Source organism: Polaromonas sp. P1_E3 (assembly GCF_056405935.1).
Window position 1 is genome coordinate 1 of record NZ_JBFUBD010000176.1, and the last position, 5645, is coordinate 5645.

At 60.9% G+C, this 5645-nt stretch carries 6 protein-coding genes and 1 pseudogene; 4 read left to right on the forward strand and 3 right to left on the reverse strand.

Annotated elements, in window-relative coordinates:
* The 4 genes from AC1D0Z_RS15110 to xth form a co-directional block, all read left to right on the forward strand.
* On the forward strand, nucleotides 1-179 hold a 179-nt coding region (locus tag AC1D0Z_RS15110), incomplete at its 5' end, for a thymidylate synthase (RefSeq protein WP_477659049.1).
* Between the two features lie 15 nt (nucleotides 180-194).
* The gene (locus tag AC1D0Z_RS15115) at nucleotides 195-683 is read left to right on the forward strand and encodes a dihydrofolate reductase (protein WP_477659044.1); all 489 of its coding nucleotides are present in this window, start codon (nucleotides 195-197) and stop codon (nucleotides 681-683) included.
* Between the two features lie 229 nt (nucleotides 684-912).
* Nucleotides 913-1503, forward strand: a complete 591-nt coding sequence (locus tag AC1D0Z_RS15120; protein WP_477659045.1) for a DUF4337 domain-containing protein — start codon at nucleotides 913-915, stop codon at nucleotides 1501-1503.
* A gap of 42 nt (nucleotides 1504-1545) precedes the next feature.
* Entirely contained in the window at nucleotides 1546-2322 is a 777-nt protein-coding gene (gene xth, locus AC1D0Z_RS15125; protein WP_477659046.1) for an exodeoxyribonuclease III, read from the forward strand.
* Nucleotides 2323-2600: 278 nt separating this feature from the next.
* On the opposite strand, the gene ntrC is transcribed toward xth, so the two are convergent.
* From ntrC to AC1D0Z_RS15140, 3 genes and pseudogenes are all read right to left on the reverse strand, one after another.
* The gene (ntrC, locus tag AC1D0Z_RS15130; RefSeq protein WP_477659047.1) at nucleotides 2601-4121 is read right to left on the reverse strand and encodes a nitrogen regulation protein NR(I); all 1521 of its coding nucleotides are present in this window, start codon (nucleotides 4119-4121) and stop codon (nucleotides 2601-2603) included.
* A gap of 92 nt (nucleotides 4122-4213) precedes the next feature.
* A complete protein-coding gene (gene glnL / locus AC1D0Z_RS15135; RefSeq protein WP_477659048.1) occupies nucleotides 4214-5323 on the reverse strand; it encodes a nitrogen regulation protein NR(II) in 1110 nt (369 codons plus the stop codon).
* 41 nt (nucleotides 5324-5364) lie between these two features.
* Nucleotides 5365-5645: pseudogene (locus tag AC1D0Z_RS15140) on the reverse strand (hypothetical protein); the annotation flags it as partial.

Below are 5645 nucleotides of genomic sequence, written 5' to 3' on the forward strand. Positions count from 1 at the left end.
GCCACATCTACAGCAACCACCACGAGCAAGTTGCATTGCAGCTGAGCCGCCAGCCCTTCCCCTACCCCACGCTACAGATCAAACGCAAGCCCGAATCCATCTTTGACTACCAGTTCGAAGACTTCGAGTTTCTGGACTACCAGCACCACGATGCCATCAAGGCACCCGTGGCGGTATGAAGGCGACGGTTTAACGTGGCACGCATCAACCTGATCTATGCGAGGGCGGCCAACGGCGTCATTGGCCGCGACGGGGTCATGCCCTGGCATCTGCCGGAAGACATGGCGCATTTCAGGCAACTTACCCATGGCTGTCCGGTCATCATGGGCCGCAAGACCTGGGACTCGCTACCGGCCAGGTTCCGGCCGCTGCCAGGGCGGACCAACATCGTGATCACACGCAACAAGGACTGGTACGCTGAGGGTGCGACCCGCGCGGAAAGTCTCGAAAAAGCCTTGTTGCAGGCGGGCGAAGTGCCGGATATCTGGGTCATTGGCGGAGCCCAGATTTACGCGCAGGCAGAACCTCTCGCGGTGCGGGCCGAAGTCACCGAAATCGCCCAGGATTTTGAAGGCGATGCCTACGCCCCTACCCTCGGGCCCGCGTGGCGGGAAACTGCGCGAACCATGCATGTATCTGCCAAGGGCCTGACCTTCAGTTTTGTGACGTTGACACGCACATAGCTGTCATAGCTGCCGCCGGGTAGCGGGACCAGTTAGCCCGTAGCTCGGTAAGCGGACACCTGGGGCCGGTGCAACCTGTTGCGCTACCATCCGAACAATGGCGCAGCCGGAACTCAGCCCGCGAGTGAAAACCACGTGGCAGCCAACGGGATGAAGTTCAGCCTCATCCCGTACGAAAAATAATCATCCACAACCACAACATCACGTTGATCAGATAGAGGGAATTGCTATGTCAGGAGGCGGATTTCACGTACACGGGCCCCACGACCATGAGCTCGAGCATGCGGCACAAGGGGGTCATGGCGGTCACGACAACGGCGGCATGATCGCGCAGATTGCCGTCATCACGGCCATCATTGCGACCATAGGCGCCATCTTTGCCTATATGGGAGGGGCCACGCAGGCCAATGCGGGCCTGTATAAAAACAATGCCGCCATCAAGAAGACGGAAGCCTCCAACCAGTGGAATTACTTTCAGTCAAAAAGCACCAAGCAGTCGCTGGCAGAACTCGCCCGCGACCTGGCACCTGAGGACAAAAAAGCCGGCTACCAGGGCAAGATAGACCGCTACGAAAAAGAAAAGAACGAGATCAAGGTGGTTGCCGACAAGCTGGAGGCCGAAGCTGCCACCTGGAACACATCGTCCGACGAACAGATGCACCAGCACCACCGCTGGGCACAGGCCACCACCGTGCTGCAGGTCGCCATTGCCCTGGCGGCCATCGCGTTGCTGACCCGCAAGAAGTGGCTCGAATACGGCATGTTCGCCGTGGCCGGCGTGGGGCTGGTGATCGGCGTATTTGCCTTGCTACATATTTGATAGCTGGTGGCGCACGTCCGTATTGGGCTGGAGCACTAAATCATGAAAATTTCCACCTGGAACGTCAATTCCCTGACCGCGCGGCTTGCGCATGTGCTGAACTGGCTCGCGGCCAATCCCGTCGATGTGTTGTGCCTGCAAGAGCTCAAGATGACGGACGACAAGTTTCCGCTGGAGGCGCTCAAGGCCGCCGGCTATGAAGCCGCCGCTTTCGGCCAGAAAACCTACAACGGTGTGGCGATCCTGTCGCGCACGCCGCTGCGTGACGTGGTGAAAAACATTGTCGGTTTTGAAGACGAGCATTCACGCGTGATTGCCGCCACGGTGGACGGCCCCGCGGGGCCCATCCGGGTGCTGAACGGCTATTTCGTCAATGGGCAGGAGCCAGGCAGCGAAAAGTTCGCCTACAAGATGCGCTGGCTGGGCGGCCTGCAGGCTTATGTGCGCGCCGAGATGGCAGCCCACCCACAACTGGTGTTGCTGGGCGACTTCAACATCGCGCCGGAAGACCAGGATTCGTTCGACCCGGAGGGCTTGCGCGACACCATTCACCACACGAAGGAAGAGCGTGAGCATTTCCGCCAGCTGGTGGCGCTGGGCCTGACCGACAGTTTCCGCATGTTCGAGCAGCCGCCCAAAAGCTTTTCGTGGTGGGACTACCGCATGCTCGGTTACCAGAAGAACCGCGGCCTGCGCATCGACCACATCCTGGTCAGCGACGCCCTGAAGCCGCAGGTCAAAGGCTGCGCCATTGACCGCGTACCGCGCAAATGGGAAAAGCCCAGCGACCACGCGCCGGTCACTGTGGAAATCGGCTGACCCCGTCCAGGCTCAGCTCAATAGGCTCACCCCCTTTCAGGCTCACTGCGTGTAGCCTGCTCCCCCCTCAGGGGGGCGGCGCCTGGGGCCGGCGAAGCCGACCCGCGGCCCCTGCTGGTGAAATACCCCTCACCATTGGTCGCGCCCAAAGAACTCTCAACCCAGCCGGGGCCGCGGGASTGGCTTTGCCAGACCGCAGGCGCAGCGGCCCCCTCGGGGGGCAGGGAGCTACACGATGTGAGCGACCGTGGGGGCCACATCCACCGTGGGGGCCACACTCACTCCAGATTGAGTTCCTGGATCTTGCGCGTGATGGTGTTGCGGCCTATGCCCAGCTTTTGAGCTGCCTCAATGCGGCGCCCGCGTGTATTGACCAGTGCGGTCTGGATCAGCTTGGATTCAAAACGCCGGGTCAGCACATCCCACACGTCGCTGCGACCTGTCGCCAGCAGGGCCAGCGCCTCCGCTTCAAGACCACTTTCCCAGCTTTGATCGGAACCGGAGGCCGGCGGGACGGGTGCGGACGCTTCAGTCCCATGGCCGGCCAATGCCTTATCCGCTGTGCCCGCCGCCCAATCCACCTTGGCCAGCGGAGCCTTCTCAGCCGAAACAGACGCTCTACCCGATTCGGGAAGAATGCCCAACACTTCAGGAGGAAGATCCTTGGGCTCGATGACCTGCGCCGGCGCCATGACCGTCAGCCAGTGGCAAATGTTTTCAAGCTGGCGCACGTTGCCGGGAAAACCAAAATTGCTGAGCTGCTGCAGGGCCGTGTCGGAGATCCGCTTGGGCTCCACGCCGAGCTGCTTGGCACTTTGCTGCAGGAAGTGCCGCGTCAGCATGAAGACGTCTTCGCGCCGCTCACGCAGCGCGGGCAGGCGCAGGCGGATCACATTGAGGCGGTGGAACAGATCTTCGCGGAAGCCGCCTTCTTTGACGCGCTGCTCCAGGTCCTGGTGGGTGGCGGCGATCACGCGCACATTGGCCTTGACGGCGTTGTGCCCGCCGACGCGGTAGAAGTGGCCGTCGCTCAGCACGCGCAGCAAGCGCGTCTGCAAATCAAACGGCATGTCGCCGATTTCATCGAGGAAAAGCGTGCCGCCTTCGGCCTGTTCGAAGCGGCCGCGCCGCATGGTTTGCGCACCTGTGAAGGCGCCGCGCTCATGGCCGAACAGTTCGCTTTCCAGCAAATCCTTGGGAATGGCCGCGGTATTGATGGCCACAAATGGCCCGTTGGCGCGCGGCGAATGCTTGTGCAGCGCACGCGCCACCAATTCTTTGCCTGAACCGGACTCTCCGGTGATCATCACAGTCACCATGCTCTGGCTCAAGCGCCCGATGGCGCGGAACACGTCCTGCATGGCAGGTGCCTGGCCCAGCATTTCGGGCGCGGAGGCCATGCGCTCTTCAGCAACTTCTTCGCGCTGGCTTTCTTCTACGGCGCGGCGAATGAGTTCGACCGCTTTGGGCAGATCAAACGGCTTGGGCAGGTATTCGAAGGCACCGCCCTGGAAGGCGGACACGGCGCTATCGAGGTCCGAGAAGGCTGTCATGATGATGACCGGCAGGCCGGGGAGCTTTTCCTTGACCTTTTCGAGCAGGTCGAGCCCTGAGCCTCCCGGCATGCGGATGTCGCTTACGAGAATTTGCGGCCCCTCGTCCTCTGTCGCATTTTCCAGGGCGGCAAGGACTTCGCGGGGATTGGTGAAACTGCGCGTAGGAAGGTCCTCGCGGAGCAGGGCCTTTTCCAGAACAAACCGGATGGACTGGTCATCATCAACGATCCAGATCGGTTTCATGTAGTGCAGTCCCTTTTTTCGTGCTTTCAATGCAGGGCGTTCTGGAGCACTCTGCACGATCGCGTTATGTATCAATCATGGCTGGACACATTTCAAGGCAGCGGTATCAGCAGCTTGAAATCTGTACGGCCCGGCACACTGTCGCACTCAATCAAACCGTGGTGTTGCTGAACAAAGGTTTGCGCCAACGTCAGCCCCAGCCCCGAACCACCTTCCCGCCCGGATACCAGCGGATAGAAGATGCGGTCTTTGATGGAGTCCGGCACACCCGGTCCATTGTCGATAACATGCAATTCCAATGCCAAGCGATAGCGCTGCTTGCCAAAAGTTACCTGCCTGGCGATTCTTGTCCTGAAAGTGATGTGCGCATTGCCTGCCGCCACCCGTTCCGCAAGGGCCTGCGCGGCGTTGTGTGCGATGTTCAGTACCGCCTGTATCAGTTGTTCGCGGTCTCCGCGGAAATCAGGAATCGAGATGTCGTAGTCGCGCGTGACCTTCAACCCTCTGGGAAACTCCGCCAGGATCAGTGAGCGCACGCGCTCACACACCTCGTGAATATTGACATCGCCCACCAGGTGGGGACGTCGATGCGGCGCCAGCAGGCGGTCGACCAGCGTCTGCAACCGGTCCGCCTCATGGATGATGACCTGGGTGTATTCGGTCAGGTCCTTGCCGATTTCCATCTGCAGCAGCTGGGCCGCCCCGCGAATGCCGCCCAATGGATTTTTGATCTCGTGGGCCAGGTTGCGGATCAGCTCCTTGTTGGCCTGCGCCTGGTCGATCAGGCGCTCTTCGCGCTCCTGCTTGGCTTGCTGCTCCAGCGGCAGCAGCTCCACAATCGCCTCGCCGGGCGTGTCGGTTTGCGCCACCACCACATGAACGGGCAGAGGCTCGTGGTTCAGGCGCCTGAGCCAGGCGTCGTAGCGCAAGGCGGCAAATTCATTGCTGCCTGCACCTTCCAGCGCATTTTGCAGGATGTGCGGCTCGGTAAAGCAATCGGGTAGCTGAGAACCTTCGATGGTCCGCCGGGACGTGCCCAGCGCATCTTCCAGCGCGGCATTGGCAAACACCACGGTGCCGTTGGTACGCACCACAGCCACCAGCGTGGCCAGCAGGTCAAACGCCTGAAAGCGGGGAGGAAGCCCCGTGACCGGGACGGACGATAAAGCGGCGCGGATGGATGGCTTGTTCAAGCCATCCATTTTCCTCCAGAAGCCGGCCTGCTGCGGCTGGTGGCGTTGGTTTAATTGGGAACGGGAGAGGAAGGCGGTCCAGGCAGGCGGGAAATTTCACGCTTGAGGCCGGCAATGTCGCTCTGGTTACGGGCAATGTTTTCTTTCATCTCTGCCACGYGGTCCAGGTAGCGCTGATAGTTGCGCCCCTCAATCCCCTGTTTTTCAGGTTCGCCGTTGTTGAATTCTTTTTGCTGCTCTGCCAGCTTGGCCTCAGCCTTTTTCAGTTCGGCCTCAAGGATCGCGCGCGAATCGTTGTCGCGGGCCCGTTGTTCGGGGCTGCCGTCGGTTC